Source organism: Stenotrophomonas sp. AR029, from assembly GCF_047520695.2.
GTDB classification, from domain to species: domain Bacteria; phylum Pseudomonadota; class Gammaproteobacteria; order Xanthomonadales; family Xanthomonadaceae; genus Stenotrophomonas; species Stenotrophomonas sepilia.
The window spans coordinates 124,051-145,887 of record NZ_JAXBQQ020000001.1 but is presented as its reverse complement, the minus strand read 5'-3'; the positions used below and the strand labels follow the sequence as shown (position 1 = coordinate 145,887).

Here is a 21,837-nt window from a genome sequence, read left to right as displayed (position 1 = left end):
AGGGGTCTTGCCCCACAGGTGTGACATGACGCGCGCGTTCAACTTCAGTGCCGGCCCTGCGACCTTGCCGGAATCGGTCCTGCGCCAGGCGCAGGCGGAAATGCTGGACTGGCACGGGTCCGGCGCTTCGATCGTGGAAATGAGCCATCGCGGCGCGGAATTCATGTCCGTGGCCGCCGAGGCCGAGGCCGACCTGCGTCGCCTGCTCGATATCCCCGAAGACTACGCGGTGCTGTTCCTGTCCGGTGGTGCCACCACCCAGCAGGCGTTGATCCCGCTGAACTTCGCCGCCCCCGGCCAGCGTGCCGACTACGTGGTCAGTGGCCACTGGGGCAAGACCGCGGTCAGGCAGGCCGGTGTCTACGTGGACGTCAACATCGCCGCCAGCAGCGAGGCCGATGGCTATCGCACGCTGCCGCCGCGCGCCGACTGGCAGCTGTCACCCGATGCCGCCTACGTGCACATCACCGCCAACGAGACCATCCACGGCGTCGAGTTCCGTGATGTGCCCGACACCGGCAACGTTCCGCTGATCGCCGACTTCAGCTCGTCCATCGCCAGCGAGCCGCTGGACGTGCGCCGCTACGGCGTGATCTATGCCGGCGCGCAGAAGAACCTGGGCCCGGTCGGCATCGCGGTGATGATCATCCGCCGCGACCTGCTCGAGCGCAGTGGCCAGCCACGCGCGGACATCTTCGATTACCGCTCGCATGTCGCCCGCGATTCGATGCTCAATACCCCGCCAACCTGGAACTGGTACCTGGCCGGCCTGGTGTTCAAGTGGATGCTGGCCGAGGGCGGCGTGGCCGAGTTCGCCAGGCGCAATGCCGCCAAGGCCGCGCTGGTGTACGGCGCCATCGACGGTTCCGGCGGCTTCTACCGCAATGAGGTTGCACACGCGGCCCGTTCGCGGATGAACATCCCGTTCTTCCTGCCCGATGCCGATCTCGATGCCCGCTTCGTGGCCGAGGCCAAGGCCGCTGGCCTGCTGGCGCTGAAGGGGCACAAGGTCGTCGGTGGCATCCGTGCCTCGCTGTACAACGCCATGCCGCTGGCCGGGGCCGAGGCGCTGGTCGCCTTCATGGCCGATTTCCAGCAGCGTCACGGCTGAGCAATGAACGGCGCGCACCGTCGGGTGCGTGCCCCGCAACAAGGAATTCCGATGGCAAGCAGCAAATCCAGCAAGAAGGCGCCGAAGAAGGCCGAACCGGCCAAGGACAGCGTGCCCACCAAGGCGAAGGGCAAGGCCAAGGCCACCTCGAACCCGGCACCCACCCTGGCGCCGCTGGCGCTGGCCGATGTGCGCTCGAAGATCGACCAGATCGACCGCGACATCCAGAGCCTGATCGCCGAGCGCGCGCGCTTCGCCCACCAGGTCGGCAAGGCCAAGGGCAAGCTCGCCGCCGCCGTCGACTACTACCGCCCCGAGCGCGAAGCGCAGGTGCTGCGCATGGTGGTGGACCGCAACGAAGGCCCGCTCAGCGATGAACTGCTGGTGCACGTCTACCGCGAGATCATGTCGGCCTGCCTGGCCCAGCAGGAGCCGCTGAAGATCGGTTACCTCGGCCCGGAAGGTACTTTCAGCCAGCAGGCCGTGCTCAAGCACTTCGGCCGCTCGGCGCTGGGCCTGCCGATGGCCAGCATCGAAGAGGTGTTCCAGGAAGTGGAAGCGGGCAACGCCGATTTCGGCGTGGTGCCGGTGGAGAATTCGGGGCAGGGCACCATCCAGATCACCCTGGACATGTTCCTGACCTCCAACCTGAAGATCTGCGGCGAAGTGGAACTGCGCGTGCAGCAGTTCCTGATGTCGCGCAGCGGCCGCATCGAGGACATCGAGCGCATCTACGCGCATCCGCAGTCGTTCATGCAGACCTCGGCGTGGCTGCGCGCCAACCTGCCGAAGGCCGAGAAGATTCCGGTGTCGAGCAACGCCGAAGGCGCGCGTCGTGCGCGCAACGCCGACGACGCGGCGGCCATCGGCGGCGAGAGTGCAGGCCACGTGTACGGCCTGAAGAAGGTGGTCACCAAGCCGATCCAGAACGATGCCGACAACACCACCCGCTTCCTGGTGGTGGGTCGCAACATTTTCCCGACCTCCGGGCACGACCGCACCTCGGTGCTGGTGTTCATCCATGACAAGCCCGGTGCGCTGTTCGACGTGCTCAGCCCGTTCGCCCGCCACGGCATCAGCATGAACCGAATCGAGTCGCGGCCGTCACACCACGGCAAGTGGGAGTACGGCTTCTTCATCGACCTGGCCGGCCATATCGACGACGCGCCGATGCAGGCCGCGCTGGCCGAACTGGAAGCGCACTCGGCGCAGATCAAGGTGCTGGGCTCCTATCCGGTGGCCGTGCCCTGAGTGCTGCTGTGGCGGCAACAGCCGCCGCTCCCTGATGCATCGCCGGCGCTGCCGGTGTTTACGGAATGATCGAACGATGAGCAACGCGCAACACTGGATTGCCCGCAAGGGCCAGCCGCTGCAGGGCAGCCTGACCATTCCCGGCGACAAGTCGGTCTCGCACCGCTCGGTGATGTTTGCCGCGCTGGCCGATGGCACCTCGCACATCGAAGGCTTCCTGGAAGGCGAAGACACCCGCGCCACCGCGCGCATCTTCAGCCAGCTGGGGGTGCGCATCGAAACCCCCAGCCCGTCGCAGCGCATCGTGCATGGGGTGGGTATCGACGGCCTGAAAGCACCGCAGGCACCGCTGGACTGCGGCAATGCCGGTACCGGCATGCGCCTGCTGGCGGGCCTGCTGGCAGGCCAGGCCTTCGACTGCACGCTGATCGGCGATGAATCGCTGTCCGGCCGACCGATGCGCCGCGTGACCGGCCCGCTGTCGCAGATGGGCGCAAGGATCGACACCCAGGACGACGGCACGCCGCCGCTGCACGTGCATGGTGGCCAAGCGCTGCACGGCATCGATTTCGCCTCGCCGGTGGCCAGTGCGCAGGTCAAGTCGGCGGTGCTGCTGGCCGGGCTGTATGCGCAGGGCGAAACCAGCGTGACCGAACCGCACCCGACCCGCGACTACACCGAGCGCATGTTGTCCGCATTCGGCGTGGACATCGCGTTTTCGCCGGGCAAGGCCCGCCTGCGCGGTGGCCAGCGCCTGCGCGCCACGGATATCGTGGTACCCGCCGATTTCTCTTCGGCCGCGTTCTACCTGGTCGCCGCCAGCATCATTCCCGGTTCCGAGCTGCGCCTGAAGCAGGTCGGCCTGAATCCGCGTCGCACTGGCCTGCTGCATGCGCTGCGCCTGATGGGTGCGGACATCAGCGAAGAGAACCCGGCAGAACAGGGCGGTGAACCGGTGGCCGACCTGGTGGTGCGCTACGCCCCGCTGAAGGGCGCACGCATTCCGGAAGAACTGGTGCCGGACATGATCGACGAGTTCCCGGCGCTGTTCGTGGCCGCCGCGGCCGCCGAGGGCCAGACCGTGGTGAGCGGTGCGGCCGAACTGCGAGTGAAGGAATCCGACCGCCTTGCGGCGATGGCCACCGGCCTGCGTGCGCTGGGCATGCAGGTGGACGAGACCGAAGACGGCGCCACCCTGCACGGCGGCGTTCGGCTGGGGAGTGGCACCATCGAAAGCCACGGTGACCACCGTATTGCCATGGCGTTTGCCATTGCCGGCCAGATCAGCGACGGCGAAGTGCGCATCAACGACATCGCCAACGTCGCCACCTCCTTCCCGGACTTCGACGGCCTGGCACGCAGCGCCGGCTTCAACCTGGCCTGATCGGCCGATCAGGTTTTCCGGTAGGTGCCAACCATGGTTGGCACGCGCCCCCTGTCCGGTAGGTGCCGACCTCGGTCGGCGCGCTCACATCGCCCGGTAGGTGCCGACCTTGGTCGGCACGCTTCTCCGCATAAAAGGACGGAGGCCGAAGCCTCCGTCTAAACATCACGAACCCCTCGTCCGCGATCAACGCTGTCCGGTACGGAAATCCACCGGGACCCGCACCACACTGGCCACTGCACGGCCTTCATGCATCGCCGGCTGGAACTTCCAGTTCTGCACGGCGCTCAGCACCGCACGATCCAGGTCACGGCTGCGCTCGCCGCTGCGCGAAACAATCGCAGCATTGGTGACCTGGCCGCGGGCATCGACATTCAGGCTGGCGACCACGCTGCCCTGCACGCCATTGCGCAGCGCGGCAGCGGGGTAGGTCGGCTTGCTGTTGCCTGCCAGCGGGCGTGCCTCGCGATTGCGTACGGCAGGGGGGGCCTTGCGCTGGTTGCCGGCCGCTGCGGCCTGGCGGGCCGCAGGCTGTTGTACATCGGCGACCGGCGCCTGCTCGGGCGCGGGCAGCATGCGCTCGCCGACCGGTGCCGGCGCCACGTCTTCCTGGTTCGAGTGACGCAGCCAGAGCAGCGCGGCGGCAAACATCGCCACGATCAGCGCGATCCACATCCAGGGCGACGTGGGCTTGTGCTGTTCGCTGGCGTCCTGCTGCAGCTGCGGCGAATGAAGGTCTTCGTGGGTGGTGGCGGTCATCGCAAACTCCTTCCGTCAATGGACGACGGGGAGAGTGTTGCGCGGGCCAGTGGCGGGAAGTGTCAGCGTTGCGTCAACGCGACCGGCAGGGTTCAGTTTGCCTGCCGGGAAACGTTCAGTTACTGGGTCTTGAAGTCGAACGGCACTTCAATGCTGCCCGGTACGGCCTGGCCGTTGCTCTGCGCCGGGGTGAAGCGCCAGCGGCGCACCGCATCGGTCGCGGCACGGTCGAGCTCGCGTGAGCCGCTGCGCTGGATCACCGTGGCATTGTTCGGATAGCCGGTGGCATCCACGTCCACGCGCACCACCACGCTGCCGGTCTCGCCGGCGCGCAGCGCGGCGGCCGGGTAGGCCGGTGGAGGCGACTGGCCGGCGATCGGCATCGGCTGGCTGTTGCCTGTGGCAGCCGGCGCCGGGGCCGGTGCGACCGGGGCCGCTTCAGCGACGGGCGCCGGCGGTGGCGGCGGGGTTTCGACCAGCTTCGGGGCTTCCTCCTCGACCGGGGCCGGCTTGGCATCGGGCATGTCGCTGGAACCGGCGGCCGCAGCCAGCGGTTCGGGCAGCGGTTCCACCTGCGCCGTCTCCTGCGGGGTCTGTGCGGCCGGGTCGGCGCGGAAGAATTCCTTGTCGCGACCGGTGTACCAGACCAGCACGAACAGCAGCACGCCCACGCCGAAGGCGATGCCCGCGATCTTCAGGGCGTTGCGCGGGATATGCACGGTAAACGACTTGGCGGACGACGAGCGGGGTGCAGACATGGACCGGACCAGTACGGAATGCCCCGATTCTGCCACGGCGGGAATGAACCGGGCGGCAGAAATCCGTATAACAAGCGATAATCCCATCCCTGATACCCACCACGACACCTGCCATGCTTGATCCAGCCCTGCTCCGCCACCAGCCCGCCGACCTCGCCGAACGCCTGCGCACCAGCCGCGGCTTCGAGCTCGACGTGTCTGCCCTGGAGTCCCTGGAGGCCGATCGCAAGCGCATCCAGGTGCGTACCCAGGAGCTGCAGAGCCTGCGCAACAGCCGTTCCAAGGCTATCGGCCAGGCCAAGGCCAAGGGCGAGGACGTGTCGGCCATCATGGCCGAGGTCGCTGCATTCGCCGACGAGCTGAAGGCCTCGGAAGTGGCGCTGGACGAGCTGCGCGAGAAGATCGAAGCGATCTCTATGGGGATTCCGAACCTGCCGGCCGATGACGTGCCGGCCGGTGCCGACGAGAACGACAATGTCGAGCAGGCGCGCTGGGGTACTCCGCGCCAGTTCGACTTCAAGGTGCTCGACCACGTTGAGCTGGGTGCGCGCAACGGCTGGCTGGACGGCGAGACCGCGGCCAAGCTGTCCGGCTCGCGCTTCACCGTACTGCGCGGCCCGATCGCGCGCCTGCACCGTGCGCTGGCCCAGTTCATGGTCGACCTGCACACCGGTGAGCACGGCTATGAGGAAACCAACGTGCCGCTGCTGGTCAACGCCGATTCGCTGCGTGGCACCAGCCAGCTGCCGAAGTTCGAGGACGACCTGTTCAAGACCGCCGTGGGCGACTCCACGCGGTACCTGATCCCGACCTCGGAAGTGCCGCTGACCAACATCGTGCGCGACGAGATCGTCGACGCCGAGCGCCTGCCGCTGCGCATGACCGCCCACTCGATGTGCTTCCGTGCCGAGGCCGGCAGCGGTGGCCGCGACGTGCGCGGCATGATCCGCCAGCACCAGTTCGAGAAGGTCGAGCTGGTCTCGATCAGCCGCCCGGAAGACAGCGACGCCGAGCACCAGCGCATGACCCGCTGTGCCGAAGTAGTGCTGGAAAAGCTGGGCCTGCCGTACCGCAAGGTGCTGCTGTGCACCGGCGACATGGGCTTCTCGGCCATCAAGACCTACGACCTGGAAGTCTGGCTTCCGTCGCAGGAGACCTACCGCGAGATCTCCTCGTGCTCGAACTGTGGTGACTTCCAGGCCCGCCGCATGCAGGCGCGCTGGCGCAACCCGGCCACCGGCAAGCCTGAGCTGGTGCATACCCTGAACGGCTCGGGCGTGGCGGTTGGCCGCGCGATGATCGCGGTGATGGAGAACTACCAGAACGCCGACGGCAGCATCACCGTGCCGGAGGCCCTGCGCCCGTACATGGGCGGCCTGGAAACCATCGCCTGATTCTCTGGCTGGGTGGGTGCCATGCTTGCATGGCACCGTATCCACGCATGGCGTGGATCTACTTGAGGATGTTGCACGCGCCGGGAATGAATTCAACGATGCCCCAGTAGATCCACGCCATGCGTGGATGAACCCCCGCGATCACTCCACAGCGCGCAGCTTCTCCAGCGGTACCCATCCCGGTTCGCCGGTCTCCGGCACGCACCACGCCCAGCCATTGAGGGGGCGCAGCCCGCGCAAGATCTGCCCGGGATCCACATCCAGCTCCCGCGCGCAGTAATCCTCCGTGGCATAGGCGTCACCCTGCGCATCGTGACCGATCACCGGCGCCGGCACGAAACCGGGCTGCTGCCCTTCGGCTCGGCACAGGAACCAGTCGTCCCAGCCCTCCGGGCCTTCATAACGTTCGCCCACCACCAGCGCCTGGCCACGGCGAAGGGTGATCGGTTGGGGAAATTCGCTGCGGTGCGCAGCCGTCACGATGTAGTTCATGCCCCCAGCCTAGCGCGTCGCAAAAGAAGACGGCCCCGCATTGCGGGGCCGCCAGGGTGGGCCGGGATGGGGGAGGGGATCCCGGCCCGCGTTCAGCGCCCAGACGAGGAGAGAGGGGCGCCGAACGTTGGAACGCGTTACGCAGCGACGGCTTCGGCCGCTTCGTGCGACGGCAGTGCCGCCAGTGCACCGGCAATGGCGTCTTCACGGTGCTGCGGCGAATAGGCGATGCCCTCGGCGCGCACGAATTCGACCTCGTTGATGCCCATGAAGGCGAACACCTGGCGCAGGAACGGCTCCTGGAAGTCGGCCGGCGAGTCGGTGTAGATGCCGCCACGGCTGCTGGCGATGATCACCCGCTTGCCACCGGCCAGGCCCACCGGGCCGTTCTCGGTGTACTTGAAGGTGCGGCCGGCCACGGCCACGCGGTCGATCCAGGCCTTCAGCGTGGACGGAATGCTGAAGTTGTACATCGGCGCGCCGATCACCACGATGTCGGCGTCCAGGAACTGCTGCATCACCTGTTCAGCATCGGTCGCCTCGGCCGCGTCGGTCCTGGCCAGCGAGCTGCTGCGCAGATGCGGTACCGGATTGGCGTCAAGATCGCGATAATCGACCTGCAGGCCATCAATCTGGCTGGCGAAGCGGGCGACCACGGCGGCCGACAGCTGGCGCGAGACGGAGTTGTCGCCAAGCACGCTGGCGTCGAGATGCAGAAGCTTCATGGCAGTCACCTGTGTTCTGGGAGGAAGGGGCGGGGGGCCCCGCCGACGGAGAGAACGATAGGTTGTTGCAAAGGCGGGATAAAGGTGATTGAATGCCACGTATTGTTCTAGATATGGAACTCGGGTATGCATGACCTGAATGACCTGTATTACTTCGCGATGGTGGTCGACCACGGCGGATTCGCCGCCGCCGAGCGCGCACTGGGTATTCCCAAGTCGCGCCTGAGCCGCCGCATCAGCCAGCTGGAAACCGACCTGGGCGTACGCCTGCTGCAGCGCTCCACGCGCCGTTTCGCGGTCACCGATGTCGGCACCAGCGTGCATCGCCATGCGCAGACGATGCTGGCCGAGGCCCAGGCCGCCCGCGAAGTGGTGGACCGCCTCAGCGCGGAGCCGCGCGGCGTGGTGCGCGCCAGCGTGCCGGTGTCACTGGCGCAGATGCAGCTTCCCAAGCTGCTGCCCAAGTTCCTTGAGCAGTACCCGAAGGTGCGGCTGCAGCTGAACATCAGCAACCGCCGCGTGGATATCATCAATGAAGGCTACGACGTCGCCCTGCGCGTGCGTTCGCGCCTGGACGACGACGGCAGCCTGGTGATGCGCAGCTTCGGCCAGGTGCAGGAACTGCTGGTGGCCAGCCCCAAATACCTGGACCGCGCCGGCCGCCCCAAGGACCCGGAAGAGCTCACCCAGCATGTCACCCTCAGCATCAGCGAAGACGAAGCCCGCCAGCGCTGGGAACTGCATGGCCCGGAAGGCGAAGTGCGCCGGGTCGACCTGCAGCCGCGCGTGGCTGGTTTCGACTTCCCGCTGCTGCAGAGCATGGTGAAGGACGGTTTCGGCATCACCATGCTGCCGGAGACCGTGTGCGCCGACGCCGTGCGCAACGGCGAGCTGGAAGTGGTGCTGCCGGACTGGTCGCTGCCGCAGGGCGTGTGTCACGCCGTGTTCGCTTCGCGCCGCGGCCTGCTGCCGGCGGTGCGCGTGTTCATCGACTTCCTGGCCGAGCACCTGCCGCCGCAGCTGGAGGCCTCGCGCCTGGATTGCGGTGGCGCCTGTGAAAAGGCCAAGGAGCGGATCAAGGCCAGTGCGCTGGGTGCGCTGGCGGTGGATGCCGGCTGAGAGGTCTTGAAGGCAGCGCCGGGCGATGTCCGGCGTTGCTGTTCTACGGCGAAGGCCCCACCGTGCCGGATGCGGAGGGCAGGGGCATGGTGGTCTTGGGCAAATGCCCGTCACGTGCGAGAATACGGCGCTGCCCGGGCGACCGGGACCCGATTGGAGAGATGGCCGAGCGGTTTAAGGCACCGGTCTTGAAAACCGGCGAAGGGTCAAACCTTCCGTGGGTTCGAATCCCACTCTCTCCGCCAGTTGATTCAAAGAGCCCCTGGATTCAGGGGCTTTTTCGTCTCGTCAGTCCACGCCATCGATCTGCACGCGAGCCGGGGTAGCACGGCGGCCTTGCATGAGGAGCCCGACGCCGGCCACGAGGCAGGCCGCCAGCGTTGCGATGGAGAGCGGAAGCAGGAACTCGTCACGACCGGCCGCGGCGAAGCCCACATGAATCATGGCGGTGCCGGCGCCAACTGTCCCGCACAGGCTGGCATACGCCCGCGCGGAGGGCTTGGCCAGCACAACCTGGCGATAGCCATGCAGCAGGGCGCCCACAGCGATCAGGTTGAAAGCCAGAAACCCCTGGATGCCGCCGGGAACGCCGAACAGGGCCCACTCGTGCCAGAACGCTGCATCAATCTGGTGCAGGACCAACGCCAGCAGTGTTGCCAGATACCACCGTTCCATGGGGTCGTCCATTTGAATGTCGGCAAAGTCTAGCAGCCGGAGTGAGTAGTCGATCTCCGCCTGGGCGAAGCTCACGGTGACGGTGAGGGCAGTGCGCACATCGCCAGGAAAGCGCAGAGAATACGCTCACCCACGACGCTCACCCTTCGGCTTGTTATGGCACAACGGGTAACTCGAGCACGACCGGAACGCCCCATGCGGCCCATTGCGGTCCACGAACACGCCCACCTTGCACACCGGGCAGCGCTCTTCGTGGATGGCCGCGCCTGAAATCGCGGTCACTTCTACGGCCCCGTCCTTCACCAGCTCATCCAGGAATGGCGAGTGCCTGCCCTGCAGGGTGAACATCGCAACCGACCGTCGCGCACGCGTCAGCGCGACATAGAACAGGCGCCGTTCTTCGCTCAGCGGATAGGTATCGCCGTCCGGCATCGCCAGCGAAAGCACCGGGTCATCCGCGCGCAGGTTCGGGAAGCTGCGGTTGATCATGCCCGGCAGGATCACGTAGTCCGCCTCGCGCCCCTTCGATCGATGTGCGGTCAGGAACTCGACGTCCATCGTGCTGCCAAAGGCCGTCTTCCAATCCGAAGGCACTGCACCGCGATCCGCGCGATACCGCCCCAGAACAAAGACCGTCACGCGTCCATTGCGGCCCTGCGCCACCGCGCCTGACAACAGTTGCTGGTGCAGCTTCGAAAGGTACTGGCGAACGCCATCCTGCACCTCCTCACGCCGGTTCATCTGGAACGCCTGCAGCACCGGGCCGACTGCCGGCGCAGCAGAGCGGACCTTCTTGGCCATCTGCGCGGGGTTGCGGCTGATGAAGCGGCTGGAGACGTCGCACAGTGCCTGCGGGCAGCGGAACGTCTGCTCCAGTTTCAGCACCTGGCCATGCCCCATCCATTCACGGAATCCGGTCATCACCGAAACGTCGGCGCCAGCGAAGCGATTGATCGATTGCCAGTCATCGCCCACCGCAAACAGATAGCGGCCCGGTTGGCTGACCAGCGCACGGCAGAGGCGCGCACGGGCGCGCGAGGCATCCTGGAATTCGTCGGCCATCACCAGATCGTAGGGTGATTCATAGTGGCCCTGTTCCAGCAGCCCGGCGGCCATGTTGAGCATGTCCTCGAAGTCGATGCTGCGCTCGTCAGCCAGCGCGTTGTCCCAGGCCTGGAAAACCGGCCCGGCGATCTCCAGGAAGCGCCGGTAGCGTTCCTTGAACTGATCCTCGGGCATCTGCCGCAGGCGCGCCGCCATGTCATCCAGCGTCAGGCAGTTGCTCTTGGCATGCGCAATGAAGGTGCGCATCAGGCCAATCAGGTCTGCATCCGGCATCGGCTTGGCGCCCTGGTCAGGCAGCTCGCGGTCCGGGTGCGGGTCGAGTTCGACACCAGACGCACCCAGCCGCTCGGCAAGATGCTGCAGGGCCTGTCCACTGCGCAGGCCGAACGACGTCGTTTCGACCAGTGCGGTGCCGCGTGCCGCATGCTGCTGCCGCTTCCAGTGCATCCCTTCGCTGTAGTTGGCAAAGTGCTTCGGCGGATGGCCATCGGCATCCAGCGCAAAGTGCTCGTGATACAGCCGGGCGTCCGGATAGTAGAAGTCCGGACGATACTGGCGGTGGGTATCCGTCGCGGTATCGAACTCGTAGCGCCGCTCGTAGTCGTACGCCACTCCGTTGTAGAACAGCCAGTCGGCGATGACGCACTCTTCCAGGCTCTTCACCCGCTCACCCTGCAGTGTACGTATGTAGGGTGTGCCATCGCGGTCGTAACCATCGGCCATCATGTCGGCACCCAACGGCGGCAGATCGCGTCCGAACACCAGGCGGAACATGTCCCACTGGGTGCGGAAGTGGGTCGAACGGTCCTTCAGGTCGTCCACCAGTTCGGCCAGCTTGTTGAAGCCCAGCGTTGCGTCGACCGCCCATTCCGGGATATCGGGCTTGCGCCCTGTGGCCTTGGCGATGAGGGACAGGCCCAGGGCGTGGAAGGTCCGGGCTTCCACCACGGTGTCGCCCATGCCGAGCCGGTCGAAGCATCGCTGCGCGCGCTCTTCCAGCTCCTTGGCGGCGTCCTTGTTGAAGGCGAGCATCACGATCCGTTCGGGCTCCACGAAGCCGCGATCGATGGCATAGGCGGCCTTGGCAACCATCGTGGAGGTCTTGCCAGAGCCGGCCGCGGCCACGACCTGCACCCGGTTGTCGAAGCAGATGACGGCGCGGGCCTGCTCCGCGGTCAGCGGCCTGCTCTCGACCCGGTCCAGGAAGGGCTTGGCCAGACCCAGTTCACGGGTCGCCATTGCCTCATTGGCGTCCGCCCACATGGCGGGCCAATCCAGCTGCCAGTCGTGCAGTGCATCCAGTGCCATGCGGTGGCGGTCCGAGTGCAGGTCGTCATGCACCTCCTCGTCGAGGAACAGCTGCTCCAGCTCGGCTGACGGGAGGGGCAGGGACGGGCGTTCGGCCAGCAACGCCTGCTGCTGTTCGTACGTGATCCAGCGGCGGCCGGTGGTGCCTCGGTCGGTAAGCGCATCTGCCTCGGCCAGCCACGCCTGGATCTGCGCCAGAACGTGCTCAAACAGTGCCTTGCGCCCTCGTCTGGAGCGCGCGAAAAGCACGTGCTGAACGGCAGCGGCAAGCCGGGAGCCCTGGCTGTTCGGCAGCCCATCCACGGACAGTGCTTCACCGTGCTCGGTCGTCAGTTCGACCCGGGACCAGAGCACGCCGCGAACGACCCGCACGCTGTGTTCGTTCGCCACATGCTGGTGGTATTGCCTGCCGTCGATCAAAAGCGCGAGCTGTTCGCCATCCAGCCGCAACTGCCAGTCCGGCGAGCGGGTGGCACGCTGGCCCCAGACCGAGGGGCGCCATTCCATAGACATCCAGATACTGCCTTGCGTACGTCACCGGGCGTAAAGCGCCCTTGCCGCCCCATGATAAGGCGGCTTGGCGTGGCACGCTGCGTTTTCCGGTCAGTCGCGCGCGTGAGCCAGCGATGGCATTGCACCCTCGCCAGCGCGACAGGCCTCAGGCGTTCACATCCACGACGATGCGGCCGCGCACCTTGCCGGGGATGATCTGCTCATAGACATCCAGCACCTCGGCGAGGCCGATCTGCTGCACGGTGCTTTCCAGCTTTTGCGGGTCCAGGTCGGTCGCAAGCCGATCCCAGGCGCGCTGGCGAACCTCTTGTGGGGCATTCACCGAATCCACGCCGGCCAGGGTCACGTTGCGCAGGATGAAGGGCAATACCGAGCCGTGCAGAGCGTCGCTCTGCGCCAGGCCGCACGCGGCCACGGCACCGCGATACTTCGTCTCGGCGATGGCGTTGACCAGGGTAGGGCCGCCGGCCACATCCACCACGCCGGCCCAGCGTTCGGCACTCACCGGCCGCTCGCGCGGCTCCGAAAGCTGCGCACGATCGATGATCTCGGCCGCACCCAGGTTGTGCAGATACTCAGCATGCTCCGGGCGTCCGGTGGCGGCTACCACGCGATAGCCCAGCTTCGACAGGATCGCCACCGCAATCGAGCCGACGCCACCGTTGGCGCCAGTCACCAGCACATCGCCCTTCTCGGGCGTCACCCCGGCATGTTCCAGGGCCAGCACGCACAGCATCGCGGTATAGCCAGCGGTGCCGATGGCCATGGCATCGCGGGTGCTCAGGTTGCCGGGAATCCGGTTGAGCCATTCGCCGCGTACGCGGGCGCGCTGTGCCAGGCCGCCGTGGTGGCCCATGCTCAGGTCCCAGCCATTGAGCACGACGCGGTCGCCTGGCTTGAAGTCGGCCCTGCTGGATTCCAGCACCACGCCTGCCAGATCGATGCCGGGAATGAGCGGGAATGTCCGGATGATCGGACTCTTGCCGGTGAGCGCAAGCGCATCCTTGTAGTTGAGCGTGGAGTACTCGACCTGCACCAGGACGTCGCCGTCCATCAGGTCCGCCTCGTCGAAATCGACCAGCTCGGTCGAAAGCTGGTTGTTCGTCTTGCCGGTCAGCAGGGCTTTGAACGTCATGGATGGCCTCACATTGATGGAATGGGGCCATGCTAGGCTCGTGCCACTATTGCAACAAGAACGATGATTTTCCGTAGGTACTATGGTTTTCCGGAGTATGCATGCGTAGCAAACGGTGGGACGGCAAAAGCGGTTGCGCGGTGGAAGTCACGCTGTCGGTGATCGGCGGCGTGTGGAAGCCGATCATTCTTTTTCACCTGATGACCGGCAAGCGGCGTTTCATGGAACTGACGCGGCGGGTGCCCAATGCCACCCAGTCCATGCTGACCAGCCAGTTGCGTGAACTGGAAGCCGATGGCGTGGTGATCCGCCACGTGTATCCGGAAGTGCCGCCGAAAGTGGAATACGAGCTGTCCGAGTTCGGCCGCACGCTGGCGCCGGTGCTGCTGGCGATGCGCGAGTGGGGCGAGACCTACCGCGGCTATCAGAGCACCCAAGGCGATAGCTGAAGGCTGCGCGGCGTTGCGCTTGCCGCATGCGGGTTTCGCGAATGCCTACAGCCATCGGCGGGTCTTTGGCACCGCGAGCGCGCATGTCGTATACGGCTGGATAGGGCGTCCGGAAAGTACGCGTCGATGGTAGTCGCCTGCTGGCGAAGAACGCCAGTCAATGGACAACTCGACATCCACTGACGCAACTAACGTAGCGACGTGATCGATCAGGATTTCCCTGCTTTCCACCGCCGGTTCAGGGCGGTAACCATGTCCGCGCCAAGGCATTCGCCGTGGCCGGGATTGGCGTCCCGAACTTACGTAGTACAAGGCGTCGTAGTTGCAACGTATGTTGCGATCACGACAATGCACCTTCTGTCAGTTCATGGCGGATGGTGCGTGGGGGTCTTAGGGCCCGTCGGCTTTCGTACTACGTATCCGGCACGCCAACCCGCACCGTCCGCCACCTTGCATCTGCAGGTGGCCACATCGTGAGGTTGCCGTCATGCCCGAACGTCTTCCCGACCATCCCCGCCTGCATGCGCTGCTGGGCGCCGCCGTGCGCGAACTTCCCGCTGCCTTGGCCGAAACGCTGGAGGACGCGCTCCGCGAATCCACCGAGTTCGTCACGCCATCGGCATTCTTTGCACATCTGGCAGGCCACGGCAGGAACCTGCGCGCTGATGGCGAGGCCTGGAGTGAAATGTGCCTGAGCCCCGGCCGCGCCTTCGACATGGCCCTGGCGACCCGCAGCATTTCGGGCATCACGGCGTTGACCGCGGTGCTGCACGCTGCGCATGTGGCGCGGGAGAGCGACGATCCCGCCTGCTGTCCCTCCGCCGCCGTGGTCGAGGGCCTGTTCAACGCCTGCCAAGTGCTGTCACTGCAGGTAGAGCGCTGCCTGGTTCCATGAAGGGCTGCGATGCGGTTCCTGTTCGGTTGACGCCCGGCTCCTTATAGTGGCGCTGGAACCCTGCAATGGAATGCCCACGCACGTGATGTCCCCGAGCCGTTGCCTGACGCTTGCACTTGCCGTCGCGGTGAGCGCCAGCGCATGTGCACGGTCACCGTCCACCGAACACGAAGGGAATCCCGCCATGTCCGGCGCAACGCAGACCGGCCGCACGATCAACGGCCACACCTATACCGATGCGCCCGTGGACGTGAAGCTCGGGCCGAATACCTTCCGCATTCCGGCCAACTACCTGGACAGCCAGATCGCACCGTGGCCAGGCGAGGGCGTGACGCTGGTCATCGAGTGGCCGGACATGAAGCCGACGGCGCCGGGCGCCCGGGCCAATCCGCGTACGAATGATTTCCGGAAGGAGATTGCTGTGGCGATCGACTACATCGATCGTGCGCCAATCGAAACATCATTGGAGCGCTTGTCCTCCAACCAGGCATCCACCGAGGAGGGGTCGGTGGAGCGAAAGGATCCTCGGGATCGGCTCGATCTGCGGATTGCGCAGCCCGATGTCATGGGCCTGACGCCTTACGCCATCGATGAAACGAGGATGGCGGTTTTCTCGAAGGAGTACGAAGCACGCTATGGACAACCGCCCACCCGCAATCCTGCCTATGAAGATGACTGGTACATCGCGCGCGCTCCCAACGGCAACCTGACCACATTCATCAAATGCGAAAACACGGCGTTCCGGGGGGACGGCGTTCGACTGCAGGGCGATCAGGTCATCAGTGAGCAGGGACAAGCCGCCGCGGGGTGCTTCCACTATTTCTCGGATGTGGAGAACAAGCTTTCCATCTCGCTGAACTACAAGCGGGCCTTCCTGGCGGACTGGAAGCGGATGGAAGATGCGGTGCGGGATGTTCTCGCGCGCTCCCGGGTCCGGAAGTGAGTGCATTCAGGAGCAGGCGATGGGCGGATTGACGCAAGAAAATCTCAAGATTCTGGCCAGCTATGCCAAGGCTGGAAACCGCGAGTTGTACTGGAACTATCTGTCGCAGCTGCCGGACGCGGATGGCTATGGGACGCTTGCGCTGGGCGTGGTTCGCAACGACAGCTTGCCTGGCCGCGTTGCAAACAGCTATGCACAGGAGTATGCCCGGCATCAGGAAGGCAAGGGCTCCGGCTTTCCCGACGCGCAGCTGAGCGAGCGCCAATGGGAGATGTTTGGGCAGACGCTTCTGCGCCAGGACCTGGAGCGACGCCTGTTTTGGATGGAGCAGGGGCGATCCGACCTGGCACTGAATCTTCCCGGCAAAGACGTGATGCTGGCTCACGACCGCGCATTTGAACGGCATGAACTCGATCCCAACTGCTGGACGCCGCGCGTGTTGCTGCAGGCGGCTGAACAGAAGAGCGGCCCCGAGAAGCTGGAGCAGATCTGGACCAACATGCTCAACAACGACTATGCCGGCGGCCCGCGCGTAGGCAATACCAGTGTTGATGCCATCAGCCAGATGGGATGGGCGAAGGGCGGCCAGTACCTCACCCGGTTGAGCGTGCTGGAAGCCACTCAGGCATTGGAAGGGCGCTCGGCGGTCGATCCGAACGTCATCGGTGGCAACAGCTACTACGCAATGTATTTCGCAGCGGACAGGAAGTGGGCCAGTGTCAGCGCGGGCGGCGGCCACATGTCGATGCGGGAGATCACAGACCCCGCACGCATCGCCGAGCTCAACGACGCGCGCGAGGTTCGTCTGGAGCGCCAGGAAAAACGCACCCAGTTCCACCCGGACGACCCGTACCGGACCATCACCCGCAGCCCGCTGACCGCAGCTGTGGACGACGTGCCGGATTTCTCGCAGGCACCGACCCGCCTGGCCGACATTGGTCCGGGCCACCGCGACTACGCACTGATGCAACAGGTGCGCGAAGGCGTGGCCGCGATCGATGCCGGCGCCGGGCGTACCCACGACGAGAACAGCGAGCGCCTCGTAGCGAGCGTGATGGCATTGGCCCGTCGCAACCAGCTTGAACGGGCCGACCATGTGCTGCTGAGCGCGCAGACCGCCGAGCATCCGGCCGGCCGCAACGTGTTCGTGGTGCAGGGCGAGATGAGCGATCCCGCGCATCTGCGAGCGGTCATGCCTACGGACACGGCAGTGCAGACGCCGGTCGAACACTCGCTGCGGCAGATCGAGGCCGCCAGCCTGGAACGACAGCAGGCGGCCATGCAGCGCCAGCAGGACAACGACGTCCACGCGCGTGACAACCCTGCGATGCGGATGGGCTGAGGTTACGCAGCAGAGCCGAGCGGGCGCCCGGCTCTGCTGGAAGGCCTTCTCAGAAGCTGTAAGCCGCCTGCACATACACCCGCCGCGGCTCGCCCGGGAAATGCCCGTTGCGCTCGATGAAGCCGCTGGCCGCGTACACCTTGTCGAACAGGTTCTTGACGTTGGCCTGGAACTGCCACTGCTTCCACGTGGTCTTCCAGCTCATGTCGAATACCGTGTATGCCTTGACCGCCTGCCCATCCAGGCTGACACGCTCGCCCACATGGTCGGCGCCGAAGCCGATGGCCGAGTTGATTGACGGCAGGTCGTAGCGCGTCCACACGCCGAGCTTGTTGCGTGGCGCATTGGCGAAGCGGTCGCCGGAGGCATTGGTGATGCCGTTCGGTCCGGCATCCTTCACCCGTGCGTCGTTGTAGGCGTAGGTCAGGTTCACCACCCAGCGCTCGGTCACGTCGGCCAGCAGGTCCAGTTCCATGCCCGTGCTGCGTACCAGGCCCAGTGCAGCGAGTTGGTTTACCCCGCCGATCACCTCGCCGGTGGCCTGCACGATGTTGCTGCGGTCGATGCGGTAGGCCGCCATGTTCAGGGTCACACGGTCGGCCAGCAGGGATTTCAGGCCGATTTCCCATTGCCTGCTGCGCTCAGCGTCGAAGGGCCCACCGGCCGACGGATTCTGGTTGGCGGCACTCTGCGGCACGAAGCCACTGGCGACGTTGGCGTACAGGTTCACGCCGTCCCGGGCGGCAAAGGTGCTGCCCAGACGCCAGCTGAGCGCATTGCCATCGACGCTGCTGCGACCCATGCGGTCCTCATCCTTGAAGCCATCCCAGCGCAGTCCGGCCAGCACATGCCAGCGCGTGCCCAGTGCCAGCTCATCCTGCAGATAGCCGCCGTAGCGTTTGCTGCGGGTGGCGGTGCTGCGCCAGGGTAGTGCGGCCAGGTTGTAGTCGTGCCAGGTGCTCGCGCCATAGACCGGGTTGAACAGGTCGATGCCGCGCACAGGGCCGGCGCCGCGTGCCAGGTCGGCGCTGTTGGCGGTCTGCGCGGTGAAGTCGGCGTCGAGCTGATACACGTCGGCACCGAACAGCACCTTGTGTTCGATACGGCCGGTGTTGATCCGCCAGACGGCATTGCCGCTGGCGGTGAAGGCCTCGTTGTCGCGGATCTGGTTGCGCAGCTGGCGCGTCATCCACTCGGCCACGCCGTCGCGATCACGATCAATCAGCCCCATCGGCTCGTGGTACATCTGGTGCTCGTTGTTGCTGAACCAGCGCGCGGCAATGTCCACGTCCAGGTTGTCGCGCGGTGCGAAACGATACTGCGCCAGTGCGACCTTGGCGCGCATGTCGAGGAAGTCACTGGCCTCGTTGTGGTTCCATCGCCGGTCGGTCAGGAAGCTGCCGGCATCGTTCACCGGCACGCCGCGCAGGCGGTTGCCGCCCAGGTTCTGGGTGATGTCGGTGAACTGCAGCACCAGTTCGCCGGTCTGGCCGACATCGAAGGCCAGCGAGGCATCGCCGATCACGCTTTCGCTGTCGGCATTCCAGCGCACGCCCTGCTCGCTGTCGGCATACAGGCCGGCGCGATAGCGAATGCTGCCGCTGGCATTCAAGGGGCCCGTGCCTTCGATCGATCCGGCGCGGAAGTCCTTGTCGCCTGCCTGCAGCTCGATGCGGCGTTCGGCGCGCGCCTTGGGCTTGCGCGTTACATAGTTGATGACACCGCCCGCATCACCACCGCCGTACAGCGCACCGGCCGGACCTTTCAGCACTTCCACGCGTTCGATATTGAACAGTTGCGGCACCGAGAAGCCTGCATAGGGATCACCGCGCAGGCCGTCGTAGAGCACGTTCTCCTGGCGGAACCCGCGCAGGGTGACGCCGGCATAGCTGAAGAAGCTGATGCCGCTGATGCTGCGGTACAGATCGGTGACCTGGCGCGCCGCCTGGTCGTCGATCAGCTCGCGCGGCACGACCTGGATCGACTGCGGTACCAGTTCCAGCGGGGTATCGGTGCGGGTGCCGACGGCCGCATCGTTGGTGCGATACAGGGTCTGCGCGCGGCCGCGGACTTCCACTTTGTCCAGGTCCTTCGGGGTGTCAGCGAAGGCCTCGGAAGCCAGTGCAGGTGTAGCCAGGGAAAGGGGCAGCGCCAGGCAGAGGGCGCGCTTGAGCGGGGTTGGAAAGGGCATGAGGGACGAGGCTGGGCTGCAAATGAGAAAGATTAGCATTTGCAGTGCTTCGGGACCTATCCCCCGGATGCACTATGGACGCGGGCCCGGGTCGGTATACGGGGTGCCGGCCAGGGCCACCAGCACGCCGGTGCCGCCGCGTACGATCAGCTGCAGCACCGCCTGGCGCGGATCCTCACCCTCCTGCTGGCTGGCCAGGCCTCCCTGATAGGCCGCCACCATCGACGCCAGCAGCATCGCCGCACCCAGGCGTGCCTCGGCATCATCCGCTGGCCGCCCGACCGCGCTTGCCATCAACAGCGTGAGGTCGTCGGCCAGCAGTGCCTGCAGCCGTCGCGCGTGCGCGACCAGCACCGGACTGTCGGCCACGGTGGCCCAGAAGGCCGCTGCACCGGAGTTGATCCGCAACAGGGGATGGCCGCTGTCGAGCAGCTCCCTCACCAGAGACTGGAAGGCGGCCAGCGGCGTCATGCCGCGGCGCGCCGCCATGCCCTCGCGCAGCAACGCCCGCGCCTCCTCGTCGCGGTCGAATACCAGGTCCTCCTTGCTGGCGAAATAGTTGAAGACTGTCTTGCGCGAGACCCCGGCGGCCTTGGCGATCTCGGACATCGACACCGCCTCGAAGCCACGCCGGATGATCAGCGCGGTGGCGACATCGGAAATTGCCTGTCGGGTCTGTGCCTTGCGTTGCTCGCGACGGCCTTGGGGCGGGGTCATGGCGGTTGGCTTGTGTAAACGTACACCGAGTGTAACATTGTGCGCACCAGAGCGCCGGGCCGGCGCAGGCGGGGGAACCTGATGCTGTACGACGTTGTCATTGCCGGGGCCGGCCCGGTCGGCCTGTTCCTGTCCTGCGAGCTGGCCCAGGCCGGCTGTTCGGTCCTGCTGCTGGAGCAGGCTGAGTCGCCCGATTCAGCCCTGAAGCGCCTGCCCTTTGGCCTGCGCGGCTTGAACGCGCCCACGTTGGAAGCGCTGGATCGGCGCGGCCTGCTGGACGCGGTCGCAGCCCGCCAGGTGCTGAAGCCGGACAAGGGCGCACCGCCGCCCGGCACCGCCCATTGGTTGGCACAACCGCGGCCGCTGGGAGGCCACTTCGCCGGCATTCCGTTCGCGCTGGATGACGTGGACAGCGGGCGCTGGCGTGATCGCCTGCCGACCCCGGTACCCACCCAGATGGCGGTGGAGCTGCAGTCGCTGGAGACGGTGCTGGCCGAGCGCGCAGTGTCGCTGGGTGTGCAGATCGAGCGTGGCTGTTCGGTGCAGGCAGTGCAGGCACACGACGCACAGATGCAGGTGCAGACCGGTCGCGGGCTGATGCGGGGCCGATGGCTGGTCGGTTGCGATGGCGCCCGCAGCACGGTACGCAAGCACTCCGGCTTCGAGTTCGCAGGGACGGCGCCCGAGTTCACCGGGTACACGCTGCAGGTTGAACTGGCCGATCCGTCGGTGCTCACCCCGGGGCGTCGGTTCACCAAATACGGCATGTGCAATTTCAACCCGCCGGGCGTGCTGGCGCTGGCCGATTTCGACGGTGGCGCAGGCCACCGCAGGCCACTGGACCTGCACGCCGCCCAGGCGTTGCTGCGGCGGGTGTCCGGGCGCCAGGCAACGATCACCGCGTTGCATCTGGCCACCACATGGACCGATGCCGCGCGCCAGGCCACGGCCTATCGCAGCGGCCGCGTGCTGTTGGCTGGTGATGCGGCGCACATGCATTCGCCGCTGGGAGGGCAGGGCCTGAATCTCGGCATCGGCGATGCGATGAACCTGGGGTGGAAGCTGGCCGCCGTGGCGCGAGGCGACGCCGCCGAGACGCTGCTGGACAGCTATCAGGCGGAGCGCCATCCGATCGGCGCGCGGGTGCTCGACTGGTCGCGTGCGCAGGTGGCGTTGATGCGACCAGGCCCAGGGCAGCGCGCGCTGGCGGCGGTCTTCGCCGACCTGGCCGCGACCCGCGACGGTGCCACCTATCTCGCTGAGCGGTTGTGGGGCGTGGCACAACCACCGGTGTTCAACGGCGAGCATCCGTGGGTTGGCCAAAGCGCGCCTGACGTCCAGCTGGCCAATGGCGATCGCATGGGGGAGCTCCTGCGCGCAGGGAAGGGCGTGCTGCTGGGGCTCGATACCGGCGTTTCACTCGGCCCGGTCTTTGCGCGCTGGCAACGCTCGGTTACCTGCGTGATATCCACGGCGCGCGATGCGATGGGACTGGGTGCGGTGCTGGTCCGCCCTGACGGTATTGTGGCCTGGGCCTGCGATGCTGGCGGCGACACGTCGGGGCTGGAGTCTTCGCTGGAACGCTGGTTCGGTTTGCCGTGGTGAACGGCG

The 21,837-nt window shown here is 66.2% G+C and carries 19 protein-coding genes and 1 tRNA gene; 11 read left to right on the top strand and 9 right to left on the bottom strand.

The window, feature by feature from the left end; translation table 11 throughout:
* Window positions 1-25 precede the first annotated feature (25 nt).
* From serC to aroA, 3 genes are all read left to right on the top strand, one after another.
* Window positions 26-1,111: a 3-phosphoserine/phosphohydroxythreonine transaminase gene (gene serC / locus ACM0PB_RS00735; RefSeq protein ID WP_005417298.1), complete on the top strand. Its 1,086-nt coding sequence runs from the start codon at window positions 26-28 to the stop codon at window positions 1,109-1,111.
* Window positions 1,112-1,162: 51 nt separating this feature from the next.
* Window positions 1,163-2,362, top strand: a complete 1,200-nt coding sequence (gene pheA, locus ACM0PB_RS00730) for a prephenate dehydratase (protein WP_049414995.1) — start codon at window positions 1,163-1,165, stop codon at window positions 2,360-2,362.
* A gap of 76 nt (window positions 2,363-2,438) precedes the next feature.
* On the top strand, window positions 2,439-3,746 hold the full coding sequence (gene aroA, locus ACM0PB_RS00725; protein WP_005417295.1) for a 3-phosphoshikimate 1-carboxyvinyltransferase: 1,308 nt from the start codon (window positions 2,439-2,441) through the stop codon (window positions 3,744-3,746).
* Window positions 3,747-3,932: 186 nt separating this feature from the next.
* Here aroA and ACM0PB_RS00720 read toward each other — a convergent pair whose 3' ends face one another.
* Both ACM0PB_RS00720 and ACM0PB_RS00715 read right to left on the bottom strand, forming a co-directional pair.
* Window positions 3,933-4,505, bottom strand: a complete 573-nt coding sequence (locus ACM0PB_RS00720) for an energy transducer TonB (protein WP_069139846.1) — start codon at window positions 4,503-4,505, stop codon at window positions 3,933-3,935.
* Window positions 4,506-4,624: 119 nt separating this feature from the next.
* Window positions 4,625-5,263, bottom strand: a complete 639-nt coding sequence (locus ACM0PB_RS00715; RefSeq protein WP_005417291.1) for an energy transducer TonB — start codon at window positions 5,261-5,263, stop codon at window positions 4,625-4,627.
* 113 nt (window positions 5,264-5,376) lie between these two features.
* On the opposite strand from ACM0PB_RS00715, the gene serS reads away from it, so the two are divergent.
* The gene (gene serS / locus ACM0PB_RS00710; protein ID WP_164092730.1) at window positions 5,377-6,657 is read left to right on the top strand and encodes a serine--tRNA ligase; all 1,281 of its coding nucleotides are present in this window, start codon (window positions 5,377-5,379) and stop codon (window positions 6,655-6,657) included.
* 141 nt (window positions 6,658-6,798) lie between these two features.
* Here serS and ACM0PB_RS00705 read toward each other — a convergent pair whose 3' ends face one another.
* Together ACM0PB_RS00705 and ACM0PB_RS00700 are read right to left on the bottom strand one after the other, a co-directional pair.
* Complete coding sequence (locus ACM0PB_RS00705) at window positions 6,799-7,149, bottom strand: SH3 domain-containing protein (protein WP_414604768.1); 351 nt, start codon at window positions 7,147-7,149, stop codon at window positions 6,799-6,801.
* 137 nt (window positions 7,150-7,286) lie between these two features.
* Complete coding sequence (locus ACM0PB_RS00700) at window positions 7,287-7,874, bottom strand: FMN-dependent NADH-azoreductase (protein ID WP_180883927.1); 588 nt, start codon at window positions 7,872-7,874, stop codon at window positions 7,287-7,289.
* A gap of 126 nt (window positions 7,875-8,000) precedes the next feature.
* On the opposite strand from ACM0PB_RS00700, the gene ACM0PB_RS00695 reads away from it, so the two are divergent.
* Both ACM0PB_RS00695 and ACM0PB_RS00690 read left to right on the top strand, forming a co-directional pair.
* Window positions 8,001-8,993 (top strand): LysR family transcriptional regulator, encoded by a 993-nt coding sequence (locus tag ACM0PB_RS00695; protein WP_005410175.1) that lies wholly within the window; start codon window positions 8,001-8,003, stop codon window positions 8,991-8,993.
* A 155-nt stretch (window positions 8,994-9,148) separates the two neighbouring features.
* Window positions 9,149-9,238 (top strand) — tRNA-Ser (locus tag ACM0PB_RS00690).
* A gap of 43 nt (window positions 9,239-9,281) precedes the next feature.
* On the opposite strand, the gene ACM0PB_RS00685 is transcribed toward ACM0PB_RS00690, so the two are convergent.
* From ACM0PB_RS00685 to acuI, 3 genes are all read right to left on the bottom strand, one after another.
* Entirely contained in the window at window positions 9,282-9,743 is a 462-nt protein-coding gene (locus ACM0PB_RS00685) for a DUF6713 family protein (RefSeq protein ID WP_231109099.1), read from the bottom strand.
* 51 nt (window positions 9,744-9,794) lie between these two features.
* Entirely contained in the window at window positions 9,795-12,548 is a 2,754-nt protein-coding gene (locus ACM0PB_RS00680; protein ID WP_414604769.1) for a UvrD-helicase domain-containing protein, read from the bottom strand.
* 151 nt (window positions 12,549-12,699) lie between these two features.
* On the bottom strand, window positions 12,700-13,689 hold the full coding sequence (gene acuI, locus ACM0PB_RS00675) for an acrylyl-CoA reductase (NADPH) (RefSeq protein ID WP_065186163.1): 990 nt from the start codon (window positions 13,687-13,689) through the stop codon (window positions 12,700-12,702).
* Window positions 13,690-13,790: 101 nt separating this feature from the next.
* Here acuI and ACM0PB_RS00670 point away from each other — a divergent pair, with 101 nt between their 5' ends.
* The 4 genes from ACM0PB_RS00670 to ACM0PB_RS00655 all read left to right on the top strand — a co-directional run bounded on the left by ACM0PB_RS00670 (window position 13,791) and on the right by ACM0PB_RS00655 (window position 17,318).
* Window positions 13,791-14,138, top strand: coding sequence for a winged helix-turn-helix transcriptional regulator (locus tag ACM0PB_RS00670; RefSeq protein ID WP_049471387.1), 348 nt, complete (start codon window positions 13,791-13,793; stop codon window positions 14,136-14,138).
* Between the two features lie 487 nt (window positions 14,139-14,625).
* Entirely contained in the window at window positions 14,626-15,033 is a 408-nt protein-coding gene (locus ACM0PB_RS00665) for a hypothetical protein (protein ID WP_414604767.1), read from the top strand.
* A 70-nt stretch (window positions 15,034-15,103) separates the two neighbouring features.
* The gene (locus ACM0PB_RS00660) at window positions 15,104-15,976 is read left to right on the top strand and encodes a Smlt3025 familytype IV secretion system inhibitor (RefSeq protein WP_495495111.1); all 873 of its coding nucleotides are present in this window, start codon (window positions 15,104-15,106) and stop codon (window positions 15,974-15,976) included.
* 19 nt (window positions 15,977-15,995) lie between these two features.
* On the top strand, window positions 15,996-17,318 hold the full coding sequence (locus ACM0PB_RS00655; protein ID WP_065186161.1) for a Smlt3024 family type IV secretion system effector: 1,323 nt from the start codon (window positions 15,996-15,998) through the stop codon (window positions 17,316-17,318).
* A gap of 49 nt (window positions 17,319-17,367) precedes the next feature.
* Here ACM0PB_RS00655 and ACM0PB_RS00650 read toward each other — a convergent pair whose 3' ends face one another.
* Entirely contained in the window at window positions 17,368-19,509 is a 2,142-nt protein-coding gene (locus ACM0PB_RS00650; RefSeq protein ID WP_065186160.1) for a TonB-dependent siderophore receptor, read from the bottom strand.
* A gap of 72 nt (window positions 19,510-19,581) precedes the next feature.
* Entirely contained in the window at window positions 19,582-20,226 is a 645-nt protein-coding gene (locus ACM0PB_RS00645; RefSeq protein ID WP_065179539.1) for a TetR/AcrR family transcriptional regulator, read from the bottom strand.
* Between the two features lie 81 nt (window positions 20,227-20,307).
* Here ACM0PB_RS00645 and ACM0PB_RS00640 point away from each other — a divergent pair, with 81 nt between their 5' ends.
* Window positions 20,308-21,831: an FAD-dependent monooxygenase gene (locus ACM0PB_RS00640; RefSeq protein WP_065186159.1), complete on the top strand. Its 1,524-nt coding sequence runs from the start codon at window positions 20,308-20,310 to the stop codon at window positions 21,829-21,831.
* The last annotated feature ends 6 nt before the right edge of the window (window positions 21,832-21,837 follow it).